17 protein-coding genes are annotated in these 20,822 nt (G+C 49.0%); 8 read left to right on the top strand and 9 right to left on the bottom strand.

What is annotated here, in order from left to right; genetic code table 11:
- Positions 1–13 precede the first annotated feature (13 nt).
- Both KD145_RS08535 and KD145_RS08530 read right to left on the bottom strand, forming a co-directional pair.
- Complete coding sequence (locus tag KD145_RS08535; protein WP_212005473.1) at positions 14–466, bottom strand: PA2169 family four-helix-bundle protein; 453 nt, start codon at positions 464–466, stop codon at positions 14–16.
- 82 nt (positions 467–548) lie between these two features.
- Complete coding sequence (locus KD145_RS08530; RefSeq protein ID WP_212005472.1) at positions 549–1,343, bottom strand: MBL fold metallo-hydrolase; 795 nt, start codon at positions 1,341–1,343, stop codon at positions 549–551.
- Positions 1,344–1,470: 127 nt separating this feature from the next.
- Between KD145_RS08530 and lgt the strand changes: the two genes are divergently transcribed.
- The 5 genes from lgt (at position 1,471) to xseB (ending at position 5,837) form a co-directional block, all read left to right on the top strand.
- Positions 1,471–2,295, top strand: coding sequence for a prolipoprotein diacylglyceryl transferase (lgt, locus tag KD145_RS08525; RefSeq protein WP_212005471.1), 825 nt, complete (start codon positions 1,471–1,473; stop codon positions 2,293–2,295).
- On the top strand, positions 2,282–3,232 hold the full coding sequence (locus KD145_RS08520) for a GTP-binding protein (RefSeq protein ID WP_212005470.1): 951 nt from the start codon (positions 2,282–2,284) through the stop codon (positions 3,230–3,232). Before lgt ends, KD145_RS08520 begins: the two co-directional genes overlap by 14 nt.
- Before the next feature lie 102 nt (positions 3,233–3,334).
- Positions 3,335–4,180, top strand: a complete 846-nt coding sequence (locus KD145_RS08515) for a DUF4846 domain-containing protein (RefSeq protein WP_212005469.1) — start codon at positions 3,335–3,337, stop codon at positions 4,178–4,180.
- A gap of 30 nt (positions 4,181–4,210) precedes the next feature.
- The gene (gene xseA, locus KD145_RS08510; RefSeq protein WP_212005468.1) at positions 4,211–5,650 is read left to right on the top strand and encodes an exodeoxyribonuclease VII large subunit; all 1,440 of its coding nucleotides are present in this window, start codon (positions 4,211–4,213) and stop codon (positions 5,648–5,650) included.
- A complete protein-coding gene (gene xseB, locus KD145_RS08505) occupies positions 5,625–5,837 on the top strand; it encodes an exodeoxyribonuclease VII small subunit (RefSeq protein ID WP_249219769.1) in 213 nt (70 codons plus the stop codon). Before xseA ends, xseB begins: the two co-directional genes overlap by 26 nt.
- A 24-nt stretch (positions 5,838–5,861) precedes the next feature.
- Here the strand turns inward: xseB and KD145_RS08500 are convergent, their stop codons facing one another.
- On the bottom strand, positions 5,862–6,908 hold the full coding sequence (locus KD145_RS08500; RefSeq protein ID WP_212005467.1) for an endonuclease/exonuclease/phosphatase: 1,047 nt from the start codon (positions 6,906–6,908) through the stop codon (positions 5,862–5,864).
- 228 nt (positions 6,909–7,136) lie between these two features.
- On the opposite strand from KD145_RS08500, the gene KD145_RS08495 reads away from it, so the two are divergent.
- Both KD145_RS08495 and KD145_RS08490 read left to right on the top strand, forming a co-directional pair.
- A complete protein-coding gene (locus KD145_RS08495) occupies positions 7,137–9,665 on the top strand; it encodes a TonB-dependent receptor (RefSeq protein WP_212005466.1) in 2,529 nt (842 codons plus the stop codon).
- Positions 9,666–9,712: 47 nt separating this feature from the next.
- Positions 9,713–11,158: a DUF5689 domain-containing protein gene (locus KD145_RS08490; RefSeq protein ID WP_212005465.1), complete on the top strand. Its 1,446-nt coding sequence runs from the start codon at positions 9,713–9,715 to the stop codon at positions 11,156–11,158.
- Positions 11,159–11,403: 245 nt separating this feature from the next.
- Here the strand turns inward: KD145_RS08490 and KD145_RS08485 are convergent, their stop codons facing one another.
- The 3 genes from KD145_RS08485 to KD145_RS08475 form a co-directional block, all read right to left on the bottom strand.
- Positions 11,404–12,360, bottom strand: coding sequence for a DNA/RNA non-specific endonuclease (locus tag KD145_RS08485; RefSeq protein ID WP_212005464.1), 957 nt, complete (start codon positions 12,358–12,360; stop codon positions 11,404–11,406).
- A 101-nt stretch (positions 12,361–12,461) separates the two neighbouring features.
- Positions 12,462–13,616: a BamA/TamA family outer membrane protein gene (locus KD145_RS08480; protein ID WP_212005463.1), complete on the bottom strand. Its 1,155-nt coding sequence runs from the start codon at positions 13,614–13,616 to the stop codon at positions 12,462–12,464.
- A 139-nt stretch (positions 13,617–13,755) separates the two neighbouring features.
- Positions 13,756–15,975, bottom strand: coding sequence for a hypothetical protein (locus KD145_RS08475; protein WP_212005462.1), 2,220 nt, complete (start codon positions 15,973–15,975; stop codon positions 13,756–13,758).
- 359 nt (positions 15,976–16,334) lie between these two features.
- On the opposite strand from KD145_RS08475, the gene KD145_RS08470 reads away from it, so the two are divergent.
- The gene (locus KD145_RS08470) at positions 16,335–16,946 is read left to right on the top strand and encodes an HPP family protein (protein ID WP_249219768.1); all 612 of its coding nucleotides are present in this window, start codon (positions 16,335–16,337) and stop codon (positions 16,944–16,946) included.
- On the opposite strand, the gene KD145_RS08465 is transcribed toward KD145_RS08470, so the two are convergent.
- The 3 genes from KD145_RS08465 to KD145_RS08455 are packed head-to-tail and all read right to left on the bottom strand — an operon-like array spanning position 16,943 to position 20,805.
- Positions 16,943–18,382, bottom strand: a complete 1,440-nt coding sequence (locus KD145_RS08465) for a c-type cytochrome domain-containing protein (RefSeq protein ID WP_212005461.1) — start codon at positions 18,380–18,382, stop codon at positions 16,943–16,945. The two genes, KD145_RS08470 and KD145_RS08465, sit on opposite strands and share 4 nt — an antisense overlap.
- Positions 18,379–19,296, bottom strand: a complete 918-nt coding sequence (locus KD145_RS08460) for a sugar phosphate isomerase/epimerase (RefSeq protein ID WP_212005460.1) — start codon at positions 19,294–19,296, stop codon at positions 18,379–18,381. The genes KD145_RS08465 and KD145_RS08460 overlap by 4 nt, the downstream gene beginning before the upstream one ends.
- A gap of 15 nt (positions 19,297–19,311) precedes the next feature.
- Entirely contained in the window at positions 19,312–20,805 is a 1,494-nt protein-coding gene (locus KD145_RS08455) for a DUF1501 domain-containing protein (RefSeq protein ID WP_212005459.1), read from the bottom strand.
- Between the last annotated feature and the right edge of the window lie 17 nt (positions 20,806–20,822).

The raw sequence follows: 20,822 nt of genomic DNA, 5'->3' as shown, positions 1-20,822 counted from the left end.
AAATCCCGGAACCTTAGTCCCGGGAACGAAGTGAATGAATTCTATCCCGCTCTGATCTGAGGGTAGATTGCTGTTGAGCAAGCATCTCCTGGAGATAGTGAGGCAGGTGACCATCTTGTAAGGCATCCATATAGGCACGCTGGGCGGCATCTTCTCCGGCTTCACAGTTAGACAGCACGCTTTGTCTGTCGTGTCCGGTAAAGACCGCTTTTACGTCCATCCAGGCCCTGAACAAACGGCCGCTGGCAGTGGAGCCTTTTCCCATCTCACCGCCAAGGCCCTGCACTTCCTTGCCCAATGCGTTTCTCAGTGTACGGCTTTCATCTATCATATGTGTGAAAAGGGGTTTCAGGTCGGCATCATTGGACTTGGTATCCTTCAGGGCTTTTTCGTAACCGTTAATCCGGTCGTTGTTAATGCTGATGAGATCGTTCAGAATCTCTATGGTTTCATGTGTGGTATCCATGGCTGCAGGTTTTGTTGACATAGAATCATGGCCATAAAACATGCCAACAGATTTTGTTAATTTCAACCTTTTCCGACGCTTATCACGGCATTGTTACAGCATTTTCCACGGAGCTGGTAGCTTTCACCTGAAACACGGCTGTTTCGGCATGGCGGGAGGCCACAATGATCCGGGTGCCGTTGGCATGCTGATCAAAAAGGTCCTGTACCAGTGAAGGATTGTTGTTGTCCTGAGAGAGATGTGACAACAGCAGATGTGTCATAAACGGTGGGCGGTGGCTGGTGAATATCTCCAGTGCCTGCCGGTTGGAAAGATGCCCTTTCCCGCCACGGATGCGGTTTTTCAGATAGTAGGGATATCTGCCCTGCTCCAGCATCTGCTCATCGTAGTTGGCTTCTAAAAAAGCGGCATGGCATTGCCGGAAATGATGCAGCAAATGTTCGCAGGGTGCACCGATATCTGTAAATACCCCGATGTTGACACCGTTGCCGGTCACAATAAAACTGTGTGGCTCTACGGCATCATGGTGTTTGGGGAAAGCGGTGATGGACAGTTCGCCTATCTGCACCGGCTGATAGGCATTAAATGACATGACCCGCTGCAGTGCCAGATTGCCGCCTGCCATCGTGCTCTGTGTGATGTATACCGGCAGCTGATGTTTTTTGGCCAGCACGGTTACCCCTCTGATATGATCTGAATGTTCGTGGGAGATAAAGATGGCTTTCACTTTCGTCATCGACAGGCCCAGGCGGGCCATACGTTTCTCCGTTTCCCGGCAGGAGATGCCTGCATCTATTAATACCGCTTCCTGATCGTTTCCGACATAATAACAGTTACCGTTGCTTCCCGAATTCAATGACGTGATAAAAAGTGACATGCGGCCAAAGATAGGTTTTTTTACCTGCAAAGCATCGGTACGCCTGGAAGGGGGATGTACAGTATTCTTTTAAATTCTTTTCTATCTAAACTTTATTATATTTGCAACATTGTTGCAAATGATGAATATGATGTTGTTATTTATCCGCTGGAATATTTCACCGGAAATATTCCGTATCGATGGTTTTGCCTTCCGGTACTATAGCCTGGCATTTCTATTGGCCTTTCTGGCCAGTTACCGGATCATGGCGTATATGCTGGACCGTGAAGGGAAAAGCCGGGCCATACTGGACCGCTTGCTGATATATGTGGTGGCGGGCACCATCATCGGTGCGCGGCTGGGGCATTGCCTGTTTTACGAATTCGGCTATTACCGGCATCATCTCCTGGAAATCGTACTGCCATTCCGGTGGGGGAGCGCTGGTATCGAATGGACCGGCTATCAGGGACTGGCCAGCCATGGCGGCGCCATCGGCATTCTGGTGGCAACGGGTTGGTTTGCCCACCGGTACAAACTATCCTGGATATGGCTGCTCGACAGACTGGCAGTAGTGGTGCCATTGGCGGGTGGACTGGTTCGTATAGGCAACTTTTTTAATGCAGAAATTGTGGGGCTGCCTTCACAACTGCCATGGGCGGTGATCTTTGAACGAGTAGACGATATCCCCCGTCATCCGGCCCAGTTATATGAAGCAGCCTGTTATTTTATCATCTTCGCGTTACTCATCTCCCTATATAAAAAAAATAAAGCAGCCAGGCAACCGGGGTATTTATTCGGATTATTGCTGATATTAGTGTTTAGCGCGCGTTTCCTGATAGAATTCATCAAAGAAAACCAGGAGGCTTTCGAAAACGGGCATCTGTTGAACATGGGTCAGCTCCTGAGTTTACCGCTGATTGCTGCGGGCTTTTATTTCTTACGTTTTTATAATCGTCAACATGACAAAAAATAATCCTGTTAAAGTGTATCTGGTGACCGGCTTTCTGGGTGCCGGCAAAACCACATTGTTGAACAGTCTCCTGCAGCAGTTCAGCACGCTCCGCAACATTGTAATAGAAAATGAATTTGGTAAAGTCAATATCGATGCTTCACTGGTATCGGCCAAAGTGGATGATGTATATGAACTGACCAGTGGCTGTATCTGTTGTTCGCTGGACAACGACCTGCTGGAGGTGCTGGGAAATATCTTACAGTTGGAAGACCGGCCGGACCAGCTTTTTATCGAGACCACCGGTATTGCAGATGCGGGTAATATCATTGGTATGTTCAGTATGCCAGAGGTGAAAGCCCATTACCAGCTGGTATCTACCATCTGTGTGGTGGATGCGGAAAATGTGGAAGAACGTTTGGAGCAGGTGACAGAAGTAGGAAAACAGCTTTCCTGTGCCGATGTGATTGTGCTCAACAAAGTAAAAGGGCTGCCGGTGCCGGATTTGCTGCGGTTGCAGCAACTGTTGGAAGAAGTCAACCCGTTGGCTTTTATCACCGCCACAGAAGATGGTAACGTGAGGGTAGGTGATATGCAGCCCCGGGAGCGGATAGGGCGTGACCAGGCGCCTCTTGTGGCTCCGGTAAAAACGGCCCACAAAATCAATACTGTATTATTTGAATCGCCCCATCCTTTTAACCTGAATATGCTGGTGTTTGTACTGGACCTTCATTTTAACGGATATCCGGAACAGTTATACCGCATCAAGGGATATGTGGCTGTACAAAACGATCCGCAGAAATACCTGGTACAGTCTACCGGTAAATACCTCCATATCCTACCGGTCGGGCCCTGGGGCGATGTGACACCGGCTTCCACGCTGGTGTTTATCGGTAAAGAGCTGAAAACGGCCACCATCCAGCGCATACTGCAACCTGCCCAAAAAGAGTCTGCCGGGTAGTATGGAAATGAGTGCCTCCTGCATCTCAGTAATTGATCGATTTTCGATTTTAATAAAATATGTAAATCAAAAAATCCTAAATCAAAGAATCAAATACTACCTATGCGTACCGTACATGCCATTCAGTTATTGACCCTTTGTGCCGGCATCAGCGCCTGTAATGCTGCCGGCCATACATTACCGGACACACCTGCGTTAGCTGTGGAGGCTGCAGTAGCGCCAGCCACTGTAGGTGAGATTCCGCTGCCGGCCGGCTATGCCCGCATTCCGCAGGCCCCGGGCACTTTTGGTGCCTGGCTCCGTAAAATGGATTTAAAGAAAGATCATACCGTGTATTTGTATGATGGTCGTCGCAAAGCCAATCAGGAAGCACAATATGCCGTTCTTGATATTTCCGTGGGCAATCGTGATCTGCAGCAATGTGCAGACGCCGTGATGCGCCTGTATGCCGAATACCTGTACACATCGGGTAAAGAACAGCAGATCGGTTTTCATGCGACGGATGGTACCTGGATGGATTACGCCAGCTGGCGGCTGGGCTATCGTTTTGTGCCGCAGCAGGGTAAACTCAGCAAACAGCGCCTGGCACAGCCCTCTACTGACAGGGCTGGTTTTATGCAGTATCTTCAAACAGTATTTGCATATGCAGGTACCTTGTCGCTGAGCAGGGAGCTGCAAACGGTGGCGGCTACGCGTGAGATACTGCCGGGTGATGTATTTATCAGGGGTGGTTCCCCCGGACATGCGGTGATTGTGATGGACGTAGCCCGAAACACGGCAGGGGAGAAGGTTTTTATGCTGGCACAGAGTTATATGCCTGCTCAAAATATCCATGTCCTCAAAAATCCTGCTGCTGAGGGGCCCTGGTATCCCGCTTCCTTCGGGGGAAAACTGATCACACCGGAATGGATATTCAGTCAATCTGAGCTGGCCCGTTTTCCGGGATGATGGTGCTTTTCCCTATCTTTACAGTCACCCATGACTGCACCTGAATCCATAAAACTCTCTGCGCTTACCGGCAAGATCCAGCAGGCCCTTTCCAATGTATTTGGAGAAGAAACCTATTGGGTGGTCGCCGATGTGACCAACCATTCCTTCTATGCCCAGAAAGGATATCATTATTTCGATCTGGTGGAAAAGGATACTTCTTCCAGCGCCATCGTGGCCAAAGTATCTGCGGTGGCCTGGGGTAATGGTGCTATACGTATCAAGGAGTTTGAATATGTGACCGGCCAGCAGTTCAGGAACGATATTCATGTACTGGTGAAAGTGGCTGTCAGCTACCATCAGGTGCATGGTCTGCAGATCACCCTGCTCGATATCGATACCAGCTTCACCATTGGCATGCTGGAACAGCAGAAACAACAGACCCTGCAAAGATTGCTGACGGAATGTGCCGACTTTATCCGTAAGGAAGGAGACAGGTATATTACACGAAACAGTCAACTTTCCTTCGGGGCAGTCATTCAGAAAATCGCAGTCATTACTTCCGGAAACTCCGCGGGTTTTCAGGATTTCCGGCATACACTGGATTATAACCGTTTTGGTTATAAGTTTCAGGTTGACACTTATTTTACCGTTGTACAGGGAGAAACAAAAGCTGAGCTGGTACAACAGCGGCTGATTGATGTGTACATGAGTGGCATCCCTTATGATGCAGTGGTGATTATCCGCGGTGGTGGCGCGCAAACAGACTTCCTGTTATTTGACACTTTCCTGCTGGGCAGGGCAGTGGCCAAGTTTCCCATTCCTGTCATTACCGGTATCGGTCATCAGAAAAACGAGACCATCACCGATATGATGGCACACAGTCCTACCAAAACGCCCACCAAGGCAGCAGAACTGATCATTGCACATAACAAATCTTTTGAGGATGCTGTGAGCGGATTGCAACAAACCATTCTGATCAAAGCGCAACAACTTTTTTCGGAGCATTACAAAGCCTTGTCTGCGTTGAATTCGGCTGTGATCAACCAGTCACGTACCGTGTTGCAGCATCATCGTGAAATATTGCACGGATATCACAGCCTGGTGTCGCATGGCTCCCGTTCGGTATTACAGCATCATCAGCATGCGTTGCTGAACCTGAGCAGTGCGATCTTGTCCCGGCCCAGGATGGTGCTGGCAGCCAAACAAAATGAGTTGCAAAACCTGGTGGCCAACATCCGTTCCTTTAACCGGCTGTATACGCAGAATAAACGCGGACAGCTGGCACATTATGATACCTTATTCAAATTGATGAGTCCTGTCAATATATTGAAACGTGGCTTTGCCATTGTATATGCAGGCGATAAAATTATCAACAGCGCTCTTTCGGTAGATCCCGGCAGCCACATTACTGTACGGCTGCACGACGCATCACTGGAAGCCACCGTTACAGCAAAAACACCGCATGATGGAACAGGAACTGACTTATGAAGCCGCTTATGCTGAGCTGCAGGAGATAGCAGCAGAAATAGAAAATGAAACCGTTTCAGTAGATGTACTGGCCGAAAGAGTAAAACGGGCTTCCCTGTTGATAGAGTTCTGTCAGCAGAAGCTAAGGGCCACAGAAGCGGAGGTCAACAATATCATCAAACAAATGGAAGGCAAGCCGGGAGCTTAATCCGGCCTGCCTTTATTTAACGGGTTATTCAATTGCTTTTATCAGAGAGATGAATGTCGGGAAGTGATCGGAGAACCCACCCGCATAGTTATCAAAATCGTAGGTCCGTTTGGGATAGCCCTTATAACGGCCACTGGTCTGTATCATATCATCCCGTTTAAAAATATTGGCTTTATAGAAACGGAACTGTCCTTCTTTTTTTGACAACAGATTCTGAGAGATGACGATCTGGTCGAACAAAGCCCAGGCATCCTGATAGGCGAGGGTGCCGATACCTTTGTTGTAGAAAGATACCCATGGGTTGAAAAGTTCACCGGCTTTCAGCTTTTGCTGATCGCCACCGGCTTTCAAAACGCGGGTGAGGCTTTCGTTGGTTGGGTTGTCATTGAGGTCGCCCATCACCACGATATTGGCATCGGGCTCCTGCTGCAACAGTGAGTCAATAAGTGTGCGACAGACACTTGCTGCAATAGCGCGTAATGGCGCAGAAGCAGCTTCACCACCCAGTCTGGAAGGCCAGTGGTTGACCAGCACATGCAGCGTTTGTCCGTCGAGGTTACCTTTCACCCACAGCACATCTCTTGTTTTATGACGGTTGCCGGCCGCATCAGCAGGCAGTTCTACCGGCAGGGGAGCACTGTGTTCCACCTTAAAATGCCGGGGATTGTACAGGAGTCCTACATCTACCCCTCTGGCATCAGGAGAATTATAATGCACGATTTCATAACCACGATCCTTTAACAACGGGTGTTGTGTAAGATCTTCCAGCACGCCACGGGTCTCTATTTCCGCTACGCCCAGGATAGTCAGTCCTTCAGGAGAAATGTTGGTGCCAATATCCTTTATTACGCTGGCGAGGTTTTTAACCTTATCAAGATATACTTCACCGGTATATCGTTTCTGGCCCTGGGGCAGAAACTCATAATCGTTTACCCCTTGCTGATGGGTGGTATCGTAAAAGTTTTCCAGGTTATAAAAACCGATGTTGACTACTTTATACTGTTTGCTTTGAGCATAGGTGCAGGTCACGGCCAAGCACAGAGATAGCCATAATATTCCTCTTCTGATCATGTGTATGCCAATGTTATGGGGCGCAAAGATAATGGAAATTTTTCTCGCAGCTGTAGTGTTAATCAGTGTTAACTAATATTAAGAGATCGTAAACAAGTGTCTTTACCGATAAAAAAATACCTTAGCTTTGCGGCCTGATTTTTAAAATTATCTCTGTGCCAACAAAATCTGTTTGTAGACCTGCAGTGATAATAACCCGGACCAACGAATCTGTACAAATTACAATGCATGAATAGATCTGCTAGGATTTTTTCCAAAAGACTGTTTACGGGAATTAGCTTGCTGCTTGCTGCTCCCGGCGTTTTTTCCCAGGTGAAGAAAGACAGTGTGGCAGCACTGGAACTGAAGGAAGATATCAGGAGCAACATCCCCGTAATTGTGTTGGACGAAAATGATGCTGACAACAATGCCGGATCATCCGGACAAAGCATCTCTTCCATCCTTTATGGCGGCCGTGACCCTTATTATTCCGGCGTCTTTAATTTTAATGCGGCCCGCTTCAAATTACGCGGATATGATGCTTCCTACTTTGATACCTATATCAATGGAGCGCCTGTTAAAAACCTCACCAACGGCTATACGGCCTGGAGTTTATGGGGTGGCCTCAATGATGTGATGCGCAGCCGTATTACCAGTATTGGCCTGCGTCCTATCGATTTTGCCTACGGGGATATTGGTGGTGCCAACTACATCGATACCCGTGCATCCAAACAAAGCAAAGAGCTGAGTGTAGGTTATGCACAATCCAACCGCAACTACAACAACCGTGTAATGGCCAGCTGGTCTACCGGTCTGATGTCCAACGGATGGGCCTTTTCCGTAGCCGGTTCTTTCCGCTACGCCGGCCAGGGATATGTTGATGGTACCTTCTACAACGGTGCTTCCTACTTCGCATCCATCGACAAAAAAATCAACAAACATCACCTGTTGTCATTCACTACCTTCGGTACGCCCACCGTTTACGGCGGACAAACAGCGGCCACGCAGGAAATGTATGACCTCGCAGGTTCCAATTTTTACAATCCTTCCTGGGGGTATCAACAGGGTAAAAAAAGAAGTGCCAACTATACCAGCAACTTCCAGCCTTATTTTATCCTCAACCACGAATGGACCATCAATAACAAAAGCAGCCTGAAAACAACCGGTTCCTATTCCTTCGGTGACCGCACCCGCACTGCACTGGACTGGTACAATGCTCCGGACCCACGCCCGGATTACTACCGCAACCTGCCTAGTTATGCCACCGATGACGCTACCCGTCAGCTGCTCGCCAGCATCTTTACCAACGATGTAAATGCACGTCAGATCAACTGGGACAATCTCTATGAAGTAAACCGTCACAGCATCGGCAAAGATGGCCTGCGTTCCCGCTATATTCTGGAAGACAGAATTACTTCCACGCAAAAAGGTAATTTCAACTCCGTTTATAATACCCTGCTGGATAAAAATATCGAGTTCACCGCCGGTATTTCCTACAATGTACAACAGGACCACAACTTCAAAAGAGTAAACGATCTGCTGGGTGGTGATTATTATCTCAACCTGAACCAGTTTGCAGAAAGGGACTTCCCCGGCAGCAGCCAGATGAATCAGAACGACCTGGACGATCCTAACCGTGTACTGAAAAAGAACGATAAGTTCGGTTACGACTATACGCTGAGCCTCAATGAAGCCAAAGCCTTTATGCAAACGGTCTTCAAGTACAACCACTTCGACTTTTTCCTCTCCGGCGCTTATTCTTCCACTTCCATGTGGAGAACCGGTAATGTCCGTAATGGTCTGTATCCTGATAATTCCAAAGGCAAGTCCACTGTTTATACCTTTATCAACTACGCCGCCAAAGGTGGTATCACCTGGAAAATAGATGGCCGCAACTATCTGTTCGCCAACGGCTCTTACGCTACCCGCGCACCTTTCGTGGAAAGTGTGTTCACCTCTCCACGTATCCGCAACACTGCCCAGAACGATGTTCGTTCCGAACAGATCATTGATGTGGAAGCAGGCTATGTGCTCAACTGGGAAAAGCTGAAGCTCCGTCTCAACGGTTATTATACCAACTTCAAAGATGGTATGGACGTGCTGAGTTATTACGATGACAGCTACCAGAACTTCGTGAACTATGCTCTTTCCAATATCGGTAAAGAACACTATGGCATGGAGATAGGTCTGGAAGCTCCGCTGTATAAAGGTCTGAGCATTAAAGCTGCCGCCAACATCGGACGCTACTACTACAATACCCGCCAGAACGCAGTGGTAACTGTAGACAACAGCGCTACCGTATTGGCCAACGAAACTGTTTATTCCAAAAACTACCGCATCGGCCAGACACCGCAGGAAGCATATACCGTAGGACTCAACTATCAGGGTAAAAAAGCCTGGTTCGTGAACCTCAACGTTAACTACTTCGATCAGATGTGGGTGAGCATGAACCCCATCAGACGTACAGAACGCGCTACCAACGGCGTAGAGCCCGGCTCCGATCTGTGGAAGAGCGTCCTCGCACAGGAACAACTGCCAGGTCAGACAACCGTAGACATCTTCGGTGGTAAAACCTTCCGCATCAAAACCGGCAAAATCAGGTCTACACTGGTATTCACCGCAGGTGTCAACAATCTGCTGAATAACCAGAAAATGATTACCGGTGGTTTTGAACAGCTGCGTTTCGACTACACTGATAAGAACGTGAATAAATTCCCCGCCAAGTATTACTATGCATATGGCCTGAACTACTTTGCTAGCCTGGCTTTACGCATGTAATGGTGAAAAAGATAAAGTATAACTAAAATCATTAAACTGAATATCAGATGAATAAATTGTATAAACAATTCGTACAATTCTCCGGAGCAATGCTGATGCTGGCCCTGGTTGTTGCCGGTTGTAAAAAGACTTTTGACGAACCTCCCTATAAAGATGGCAATCCTGATCTGCAGGTAACCAATACCCTGGCTGAGCTGCAGGCCATGTACAAAGGCAGTCCTGTAGACATTACCAATGATATGGTGTTGTCCGGTGTGGTAATCGGTGACGACAAATCCGGAAACCTGTTCAAACAGATCGTTATCCAGGATAACACTGCCGGTATCAATATCCAGCTGGACGCCTCCAACCTGAATGCTAAATATCCTATCGGTCGCAGAGTATACATCAAGGCCAAAGGCCTGACCCTGGGCGCTTACGGCGGTTTGCTGGAACTGGGTTATGGTGTGAATGATTCCAAACAGCCGGTACGTATTCCTCAGGCGCTGATAGACAGCTTCCTGGTAGGCGGTAGCTCCGGTAACGTAGTAGCTCCGCTGGAACTCTACCTGGACCAGCTGAATGGCAAATACCAGAACATGCTCGTGAAAATCAAAAGAGCACAGGTGTTGGTAGCAGATACCAGCAAAACCTTCGGTGATCCAACAAAAGGACAGGCTTATGTAAGCATCGGTATTCAGGACACTACCAAAGGCAGCCTGGTAATACGCACCAGCAGCTACGCCAACTTCACCGCTACCAAAGTACCTAAAGGCGCTGGTGAACTGACCGGTATCTATACCATCTTCAACACAGACAACCAGCTGGTAATCCGCGATGTGACCGATGTCGCTAAAATGACTGGTAACCGTAATGAGCCTGTTGTTCCTCCGGCTACTAACATTGAGTTGAAAACCTCTCCGTTGCTGATTAATTTTGATGATATCGCAACAGACCTGCCGGTAGGTGTTACTGTAAGAGCCAGTGCTTCGGCTACCTACCTCGGTAATGATTCCATTGCTGCTTTCAAGAAAGCACCTTTGAAATGGGCTGATGTAGCTTTCGGATTTAAGAATTTTGCTTCCGGAACAGATATGACTATGGACTCTGCCAAACAAGTAGCAGCTACAAATCGTGCGCTTGGTGTTCGTCAGACTGGAGCAGCAGAGGCAGGTGTGGCATTTGTGTTTGAAATCAAAAACACTACTGGTAAAAAGAACCTGAAAATGAGCTTCAAGCTGCAATCTCTGGATGCTGCCAGCACACGTGTGACTACCTGGGCGGTTGACTATGGTGCTGGAGATACTCCTGCTTCCTTTACTGCAGCCAATGCTACCGGGACATTGACTACTGGTGGTGGTGCCTCCAATAATACTGTTACCGTTGATTTCGGCAGCGCGCTGGACACCAGCAATAATAAAGTATATATCCGCATTGTTACGCTGGGTAAAACTTCTGGCTCTGGAAACAGAGCATCTTCTGCCATCGATGATGTGCAGTTCTCCTGGAATTAATAGCTAGTATTATAAAAAGGCAAAGTCCCATTGATTTCTATTATCAATGGGACTTTGTCTTTTTAAGATCTTGTCTTGATGGATGTTTTACAGAGAGTCATACCTGATCATGTCGGGTAATCAGTAACCCTATCTAAGATTACCATTAATATAAAAATAAGGCTGACCCAAAAGTAATAGAATACTTTCTGGTCAGCCTTTTATAGGTGTGTCTGCTGGGAGCAGACGATTTAAAATTAATTAGCTTAGTTGTACAGCTTTTTCTTCAACTGTGTTCTTACGCTTTCAGGCAGTTTTTTAAACAGGTTCAGTGGAACACCGGCTGCATTAGCTTTGGCTTCCAGCGTTTCTACGGTGCAGAGGTAGTCTTTCCATGCAGTAGTTTTTCCGGAGCCGGTATAGAGTGTATTGTCATTGGGCATATCCACGGCGATCACAGTAGCGTTGGCGTCTACACGTGCCAGGTCATTGGTGCCTTTGGGAATGATCACTACTACTTTCCATACTTGTTTGGGTACTGTAATCCTGCCGTTATCCAGTGTTTCCACGAAAGCAGTTTGTTTGTCGCCACGTCCGCCTTTGCCATAGGAGCCCATAACGATGAAAGCTTCATTACCGTTTTTAACAGTTTGACGGATAAAATCTTCCATATTGGCCCAGGGTATCTGATTGAGAGAGGCTGCCTGCGGGATCATATTGGTCATCAGGAAAGTAGCGCTGTTAGCGGGTTTGGTGGCAGTACGGTCGCCGGAAGGGCAGTTGTGGCCGCGGTCAAATCCGGTTACGCTGCCGTTGTAGCTGGAGGCCATTACCTGATACCATCCCAATGGAAGATTAACGTCAGATCTGAAATCATTGGAACGATCAACCGTTCCGGGACAATCATCAGCTTGCAGATGCCAGCTTACCCAAACGGGGATACCGCCGTTTTTACTATAAGCTTCCATAAAGTACTGTTGGTCCATCAGGTAGTTCTCAAGGAGAACAAGATCTGATTTAGCATCTGTAGGATTACCCAGCAGCAGGTGTCCGTTATCGCCAGGAACGGCGCCCGGTTCAGTAGGTGTTACAGGTGGATTTACGACAATGGTGTCTGGTTTGCCGGCCGTACCGGGAGCGGATTTGCGGATGTCATCCTTGGCACAGGCAACGATCAGTAGCAGAGCGATATAGGTCGCTAGCAGTCTAAAGTTAATTCTCATCTATCCCTCGTTGTGAAATTTAAAAATGCAAAGGAAGCACTTTAATGTTAAAACAACATGAAATAATAGGAATAAAAGCGTGTATGCGTGAAAGATAGTAATTAGAATACTTCGTTGATGCCAAAGTAAAAACCGGACTGGTCTCTGCCGCGGCCGTAGTCCAGGCGTATATTCACCCGGTTTTTGAATTCCCACCGATAGCCGATACCGTAGCTGATCAGTGTTTCACTTAAGCTCAGTTCATTGAGGCGCGGAAATACATTGCCACCGCCTACCCATAATACACAGCCGCTGCGACGATAGATGCGCTGCCGCAGCTCTGCCTGGCCTGTGAGGTAGTTACGGTCGCGGAAACGGCCTTCATAATAACCACGCAGCCGGTTGGTGCCGCCGGCCTGTGAGAGCAGGTTCCAGGGAACATCACCACTTTGTTTTTCTGCATAGATATCGGTAGCAATAATAGCACCGCGCCACAAACGACGGTACCAGTCAAACTGCAGTTCCAGTTTGGAGAAAACGGTTTTGTTGCCCAGAAAGGAAGGATAGAAGCGGTAGCCTACCCTCGCAAACATGCCTCTGGAGGGATTGGGGATGAAGTCACGTGTGTCATACACTATAAAAGGGCCTATACCCATGCCGAAAACATTGTCGGGTTGCATGAGCGGTTTGCCTCCTGCTGTGTCAATGTCTCTGGCCTGTGCGTTTTGTATATGTATACTGGCACCTGCATAAAATTTATTGCTCAGGTTGATACTGAAGTCTGATTGAAACTTCTCTGTAAGCAACAGGTATTTGGTAAAATGATTTTTGTCGGAACCTTCTTCATAGCCAATACCCCAGTACTTGTCGGGGCGTGAGCTGAAAGAGGCTCTGATACTCATGCGGAAGCGGTCTTTGGGGAAGATGGTGGTGTTGTTGATGCCGATACCATAAAAGCCGGTGAGAGATACAGAACCGAAAACAGCTACATTGGAAACGGGTAACAGGCTGTCTGCCCGGTCGGTGCGGTATTGTGCGGCCACCATGACGGCAATGCCGGCACTGGTTTCTGGTGTATATACCGGTCCGCCGATAAAGCTGAGATCCACTTTTTTATGTTTCCGTTCTTCATTGGTATGCTGCAGATAATGTAGAATGCGCTGGTATAGCCCATTATGGGCTATCGTGTCGGTACTGCTCCGGGGAACAGTATCTTGTTGAGCCAGTGCTTTATAACTGCAACCGACAAATAGCAGCAGTAAGAGTTTTCTTGTCATGTGAATACCTGTCATTCTATATAACAACATTAATCAATAAACAGTTGCCAGGCATCAAAACGGGAAATAGGAATGGATAGTATAAAAGCAGGACAGCCAGACAAAAATGCCTGGCTGCCGTTATAAATGGGGTAACATATCAATCGATGAATAGTTTTGTCACGGCGGCTGTATCCATGGCCCATTGGGCGGTATATGCCTCATCAGCTTCCGGATTATCTGTTATCTGCAGCTCCTGGGCAGCTGCTTTTATTTCCAATAACTGACCGATGCTCAGTTTCTGATCCAGTTTACGCAGGATTCCCTGTACGTTATTGGCTCTCAGCCCTTGAACAACCTGGCCTTCAAATGGCATCTCCAGCCAGATGATAGTGGCAGCAGCCACATCCAGCACTCCGAATGCCAGCCCTTTGTTCAGCCCTCTGGTGATACGCACCTGGTGCTGTACACAGGAAGGATCATAGGCCACGCCGGTTTTTTCGGAGATCTTCATTTTATGTGCACTGTTCATCCATCCGACTACCATCTCAGGAACAAGCGATCCTGCAGTGTAGGCGTTACAGGTGAAGGTGACATACCGGGCGCCGGCTGCTGCCAGTACAGGCAGGTCCAGTTCTATGTATTCGGCAGTACCTGTCTGGGCTGGTATATACCGTATGTCTCCACTATGCACACAACCGGTTGTCTGTAATTTGCTGAAGGAGCAGAAGTCTATACTATCTTCATAGCTGATGTGACAGCTCAGGTCCATATCCAGGTGCTGGGCAGGCATTCCTTTACCCCACTGCATAAACAGCCGTACCTTGTCACCCTGCACCGGAAAACGGGTCCCCATCAGTGTGGCAGACAGATCCTGTATTTGTTCGCTACGGTCACCGATGGCGAGTGGTATACGGAATAAAGCAGGATCTATATACATCGTATGGGCATCTGTAGGGATGGCCGCAAAACGTTTTTTGGTAGCGGTCAGACAAAGGTTGGCCACCGCCTGCTGCATCTGTTCCAGCTCTTCCTGATCATACAGTGCCAGCAGTTTGTTGGGCGGCAGCTGTTTTATCGTACCTCCTAACGGTTTCACAAAACGGATCGCCCGATGGTCGAAGTAATAGCTGGCATACATCTGCAGGGTAAACAACAACCGTGCAGGCACTTTGTCGGCTACCTGTGCGAACGCGCTGATGGCTGCTTCCGGCCCAAACCACAACATATTGGCAAACAAGGAACGGGCAAACATCCCCGGACGCTGTTGCAGCAGATAGAACGTGCTGGCTGCATCACAGCGTAAACGAAACTGGTTCACTCTTCCCTGCCATACTTCATAATCAACTCGGTAAAATTTGTCCATGATGGTCTGCAGGTGATCGAAACCCGCGCGCTTGCTGTATTCCGGAAGACGCAGTGCTCTGATAAAACGCACCCACATCTCACGTTGCGGATGCATGTCTGCACAGATCTTCGCTGCATCGGCAGGCAGGGCATTCATCCATTGGGCTACCATCAAAGCCTGTTTACGTCCGTATTTCAGCTTTATGGAAGCTTTGACGGATGTTTTGACTTCCGTTGTTTTAGGGTATGCCAAATGCTGCTGGTTGCGTTGCTGGCGGCGCGCAACGGTTTTAGGGCTTACCAGCTGCAGGAAACCGGTATGTTTGTACCAGAGGTAACGTAATATATCGGTTGGGGTATTAAACAGATGTTGTGCTGTGGCTGCCTGGTTCTGTTCTATCAGGACGTCCACCATCATCATAAGGGTTTCTTTCATGGAAATCTTCACTGCCGGCAGTGGGAGTTCGGCAAGCAGTTCCCGCAGGCTTTCCTGTTGAGTGGCGTCCAGTGCTGTTTTGGAGGTCAACAGGTTTTCCAGGAACCGGGTTGCATCATCGTCTGTCCAGAGCTCCAGTACCCGCAATTTGCTGGCCTGTCCTAAATACACTGTGTCGGCAGTTTCCAGCGGCATCCCGCAAAAAGGACAGCCATTGTACCGCTCCAGTGGAAACGTATGAGGTGGGATCAGATGACCACAGGCCAGTCTGGTTCCACCGGTAAGGCCCAGCAGATTGGTGAAGTAGGTGATGATATGATCTGCAGTGGTTTCACCGGTAGGCTCGCTCCAGTTTTTTACCAGCGGAGCCCAGTTTAAACCTACGCCCATTACTTTCCGGAGCTGTTGCAGTATCTGGTCATGATAATCAGGGGTAGTATGCTGAAGGGCATGCAACAATGGTTCGGATACCGTATAGCCAAGTTTAGCCAGACCAGCCACCAGCATGGCCGTAGCTGGGGTCATGTTCTCAGTGGAAGCCCCGGAAGGAACATAGATGGCTTGCTGACGTAAGGCGACGGATAAAATGTTGTTCATGATATGTAGAATTATAATCAGATAATCTTGTTACTTTTTATCCAAAAAAAGAAGTAAGCAACAATTGACCTTAATTATGAAAACAATTGATGTAACTGTGATGAGAAACTGTAATCGTAAAAGTGATCGAACCTAAATCGTGTAGTAGTAACTTTTACTTGACCGTTTCAACAATACAAAGATGCAGAGGCATGTGCGCAGTCTTTTTGCGCACTATAATTTTTTTTATTTTTTTGATATTCCTGATAAGTGGAGATTGATTTTTTGTGAGAAGGAAGAATGATATTTTTTAAATCTCTGTTGTAAAAGTGCATTTATCCTATATAATTTTACACTGCGATTATTATATCATTCATTCAATGCAGACAAGAGCAAAAGGGCATCGCCCAACAGGAGCATCAAAAAAAACACATTTAAAAGTTCATAGGGGCATACGCATCGCGCGTTATGTGGTGTACCGGGAAACCCTGATCGACAAAAAGAATATCTATTGGTCATTTATAGGAGCCTTTATAGGCATAGCTTCCATCGGATTACTCAGTCATTATTATATGGCTGTAAAGGATAATCTTTTCCTGATAGGCTCTTTCGGGGCATCGGCTATTTTAATATACGGGCATACACAAAGCCCGCTGGCACAGCCGCGTAACCTGGTTGGCGGGCATATCCTGAGTGCGATCATCGGTGTAACAATACGATATCTGATTCCCTCGCCGGAGTGGGAGTGGCTGGCTTGTGCGCTGGCAGTGGCCTTGTCCCTGATAGCGATGCAGATAACCAAAACAGTACATCCGCCGGGCGGGGCGACAGCCTTGCTGGCCATCGCCGGTTCACCCGCTATCCGGAAGCTGGGATTCTGGTATGTGTTATCCCCGGTGGCTACCGGTGTCGCTATCCTGTTGCTGGTAGCACTGGCAGTCAACAATATGACAGACATCCGGAAGTACCCTGATAAGGGCAAATGGTTTTAATCCGTCTTTTTATGATAAAGGATAGTATCGGAGGCTAACTTTTCAAGTTGGTAGCCGCCGGTATCGATCCTGAGCCGTGGCAGCTGCTGTTGTAGTGACTGTATGGCATTGCCATGCGTGTTACTCTGATAGAGGTACAGTTGTTCCAGCTTTTTGTTTTTAGGGAGAGCAGAAAGAAAAGCGGGATTGAGCGTTGTGCCACTGAGATTCAGGTAACGCAACTCCTGACAGGTTGCCAGCGGGTTACCGCTATTTCCTTTGATGGCCGTGTGTTTCAGTTCCAGTCTGGTGAGCGCCGTCAGCTTGCCGATGGTGGCCAGTGCTGCGTCTGTAACACGGGTGCCGGACAGATCGAGCCATACCAGCTGGGCTTTCAGCGGTAGCAACAACGTCATGTCTTCATCTCCAAAACCGGCGGCATTGATACAACTGACAGCGAGATAGTGGCTGTTGGCCGCCACGGGTAATACTTTCACACCTTTGGCTTCGAGGGCCGCGAGGCTTGCATGATCAGCTGCCGCCACATCAGTGGAAGGTACATATTCATTGTGGTCCAGGGCTTTGGCGGGCATCATAGCTTCCAGCACCAGTTGTATACGAGGCGTGGCAGGCAGTTCTTTGACTGTTTTATTTGTGGGCGCACCCTGGGCTATCCACCAGTACAGCAGTTCCAGCTCCCGGGGGGCAAGCTGTGGTTTGCCTTTGGGTGGCATGCGGTGCTCATCGTTATCAGGTAGTACCAGGCGTTTGAATAACTCACTTTCTTCCGGCATGCTGTCTTTCAATACAGGACCATGTTCCCCGCCCTGGCGGATCAGCGCCAGAGACTCCAGCCGCAGCCCTCCTTTTAGTTTTTGTGCATTATGACAACCATAACAGCGGCTGGATAATACAGGCATCACAAGATCTTCGTATACCCTGGCATCGCCGATATTCGTATAGGTGGCTACGTTATCCGCTGGTTTTTTGCTGCCGGTAAATGATTGTAGCGCTGGTGGCATAGCTTGAAGCAGATAATCATCTCCATGAGTCAGAGAGCCGCCATAGTGGCCGGCAGCGCTTACCAGCAGTATCAGCACGATGAAGAGTGGCAGCTCTGCTTTAGACCAGCGGCCCTGGCGGGTATTGACCAGCAATAACAGGACGCTGATAACGGCCACGCCTATACCGAGCCATTGATGGGTGGATAACAGCTGATCGTCATAACCACCATCCAGTGAAAGCAGGTAGCCTGCCACACAACTGGCGATGGCTGAGAGGGCGGCTGCCAGCAATAGTACGGGCAGGGCTGAACGAAGTGCTGCCCGTTTACTGTTGCGGGCCAGCAATGCCAATATAAAAGCGATGATCAGGATGCCTATAGGCAGGTGCACGATCAGTGGATGTACCCTGCCTATGAACAGGTTCCAGTTTCCGGAAGCAGCTAATAATCTCATTTTTTTCCGTAACGCTGTTTGAGTTGATGCATCATGTATACATTGATGTCCCACTGGTTGGCAAGTGGCTGACGGGTATATGGCAGCACAGGCATGTAGTCGGCAGGCCCGAATTCCGTGAGTATGGTGAGCGGTTTACCGGCGGCCTGATGGCGTTGCACTACCTGGTCCCACCAGTTGAAATGGGCTTTCACAGCGTTAGCCCATTCGGGTGCGCGCGGATCATTCACCTGTGGGCCTTCAGGATGGCCTATGCGCGCATGGATATGGCCGGTGCGCTCCAGTGCTTTGGCCACGGTGGCTGCCTGGTCTTCGAGCAGCGACTCATGTACATTGCACCAGTGGGAGATGTCCAGGGTTAGCCGCAGATCGGGTTTAGCCTCAATAAACTGCCGGGCGATATGGGCGGCAAACAACATGCGGGAACGATGTGTCTCGTGATAAATGGGAACGCCCGTCCGTTGTGTGATGCGGGTGGATATATCGATGAGGGCTGTATTCTGTTCAAAGGAAAAATAATCCCTACCGGACTGGGTATTGATATATAGCGGCCGCGGTCCATTGCTGGTAGCGGCTGTCAGCATATTTTCATACTGAGTGGCATGTTTCGTATAGTCGCTATCGTGACCACCGCAGAGGTATCCTACCTGCAGTTTGTATTTAGCCAGGGCATCAAACAAAGCTTCCTGTGCTGCTTTTTCGGATGGCCACCATAACTCTATGCCGTCGTAGCCGGCTTGTTGCGCGTCGCGGCAGAAGTCGTGTATGCTGCCGCCATAGCCCCAGTTGGTGGCCATGACAATGAGCCGGAAACCATTGGCCGGGGCTGCAGCAAAGGAGGGAAGGGATGCCAGGCATAAAGCGCCGCTCATCATGGCGGACTGTTTAAGGAAAGTTCTTCTGTTGGAATGCATGCGTGAATAGCTGTTTTAGGCTAATATGGGAGTGATTACTTTTCCGCCTACGTCTGTAAGCCGGAAGGGACGGCCCTGGAAATGATAGGTTAATTTTTCATGGTCGAAACCCAGCTGTTGCAGGATGGTGGCGTGGATATCATTGATGGCCACTTTGCCTTTAACGGCGGTATAACCGATTTCATCGGTTTCTCCCCAGGAAAATCCTTTTTTAATACCGGCACCAGCCATCCACATGGTAAAAGCTTCTACGTGATGGTCCCGGCCCAGGAAAGGGGTGTCTTTACCATCGCGGTTTTCCTGCATAGGGGTACGGCCAAACTCACCGCCCCATACCACCAGGGTTTCATCCAGCAGGCCGCGTTGCTGCAGATCTTTCAGCAGCGCGGTAATGGGTCTGTCTATCTCTCTGCATTTATTGCGGAAGCCATAGTCGATGGCCAGGTTTTCATCGGTGCCGTGGCTGTCCCAGCCCCAGTCGTACAACTGCACAAAACGGACGCCTTTCTCTACCAGCTTACGTGCCAGCAAACAGTTGTTGGCAAAGGATTCCTTGCCGGGCTGGGTGCCGTACATTTCGTGTATGTAATCCGGTTCCTTATTGATGTCCATTACATCGGGAACGGATATCTGCATTTTATAGGCGAGCTCGTATTGTGCAATACGGGCCACTGTTTCAGGGTCACCGAAAGTCTCGTATTCCTGCCGGTTGATATCGTTGATGGCGGTGATGGATTGTTTGCGGAGATCGCGGCTCATACCTTCCGGATCGGTGAGGAACAGCACAGGATCACCTTTGGTGCGGCATTGTACGCCCTGGTATACAGAAGGAAGAAAACCGCTGCCCCACACGCTTTTGCCTGCATCCGGTGTTTTACCACCGGAGGTGAGCACCACAAAACCGGGCAGGTTGCTGTTTTCGGTACCCAGACCATAAGTCACCCAGGAGCCTATGCTGGGCCGTCCCAGCCTGGCGCTGCCGGTGTGCATGAGCAGTTGCGCCGGGCCATGGTTGAACTGGTCTGTCTGCACAGCTTTGAGGAAACTCACGTCATCAGCCATGGTAGCAAAGTGTGGCAGATGATCGGATATCCATGCCCGTGATTCACCATGCTGGGCAAATACAGCCTGGGGCCCCAGCATTTTAGGGACGCCTCTGATAAAGGCAAAACGTTTGCCTTCCAGCAGGGAGGGCGGACAGAGCTGGTTATGCAGTTTCTGCAGCTCGGGTTTGTAGTCAAATAATTCCAGCTGCGAAGGGGCGCCGGCCATATGCAGGTAGATGACGCTTTTGGCTCTGCCAGGGAAATGCGGTGCTTTGGGCGCCATCGGATCGAGGTTGATATCAGGCTGTTGGTGAGCACTGCCGCCGCAGCTGCTGAGCAGGAAAGAGCCCAGGGCGGCGCTGCCCAGGCGGGTCATACAGTCCAGCAGGAAATGTCTGCGGGTAATATAACGCAGCGTCTCCTGGTTGGCTTCACGGATCAGTTTTTCGTGTAGGCTGGACATATAGTTTCAGTTTAACG

This window comes from Chitinophaga sp. HK235 (assembly GCF_018255755.1).
GTDB lineage: Bacteria > Bacteroidota > Bacteroidia > Chitinophagales > Chitinophagaceae > Chitinophaga.
This window is presented reverse-complemented; position numbering and strand designations above follow the sequence as displayed.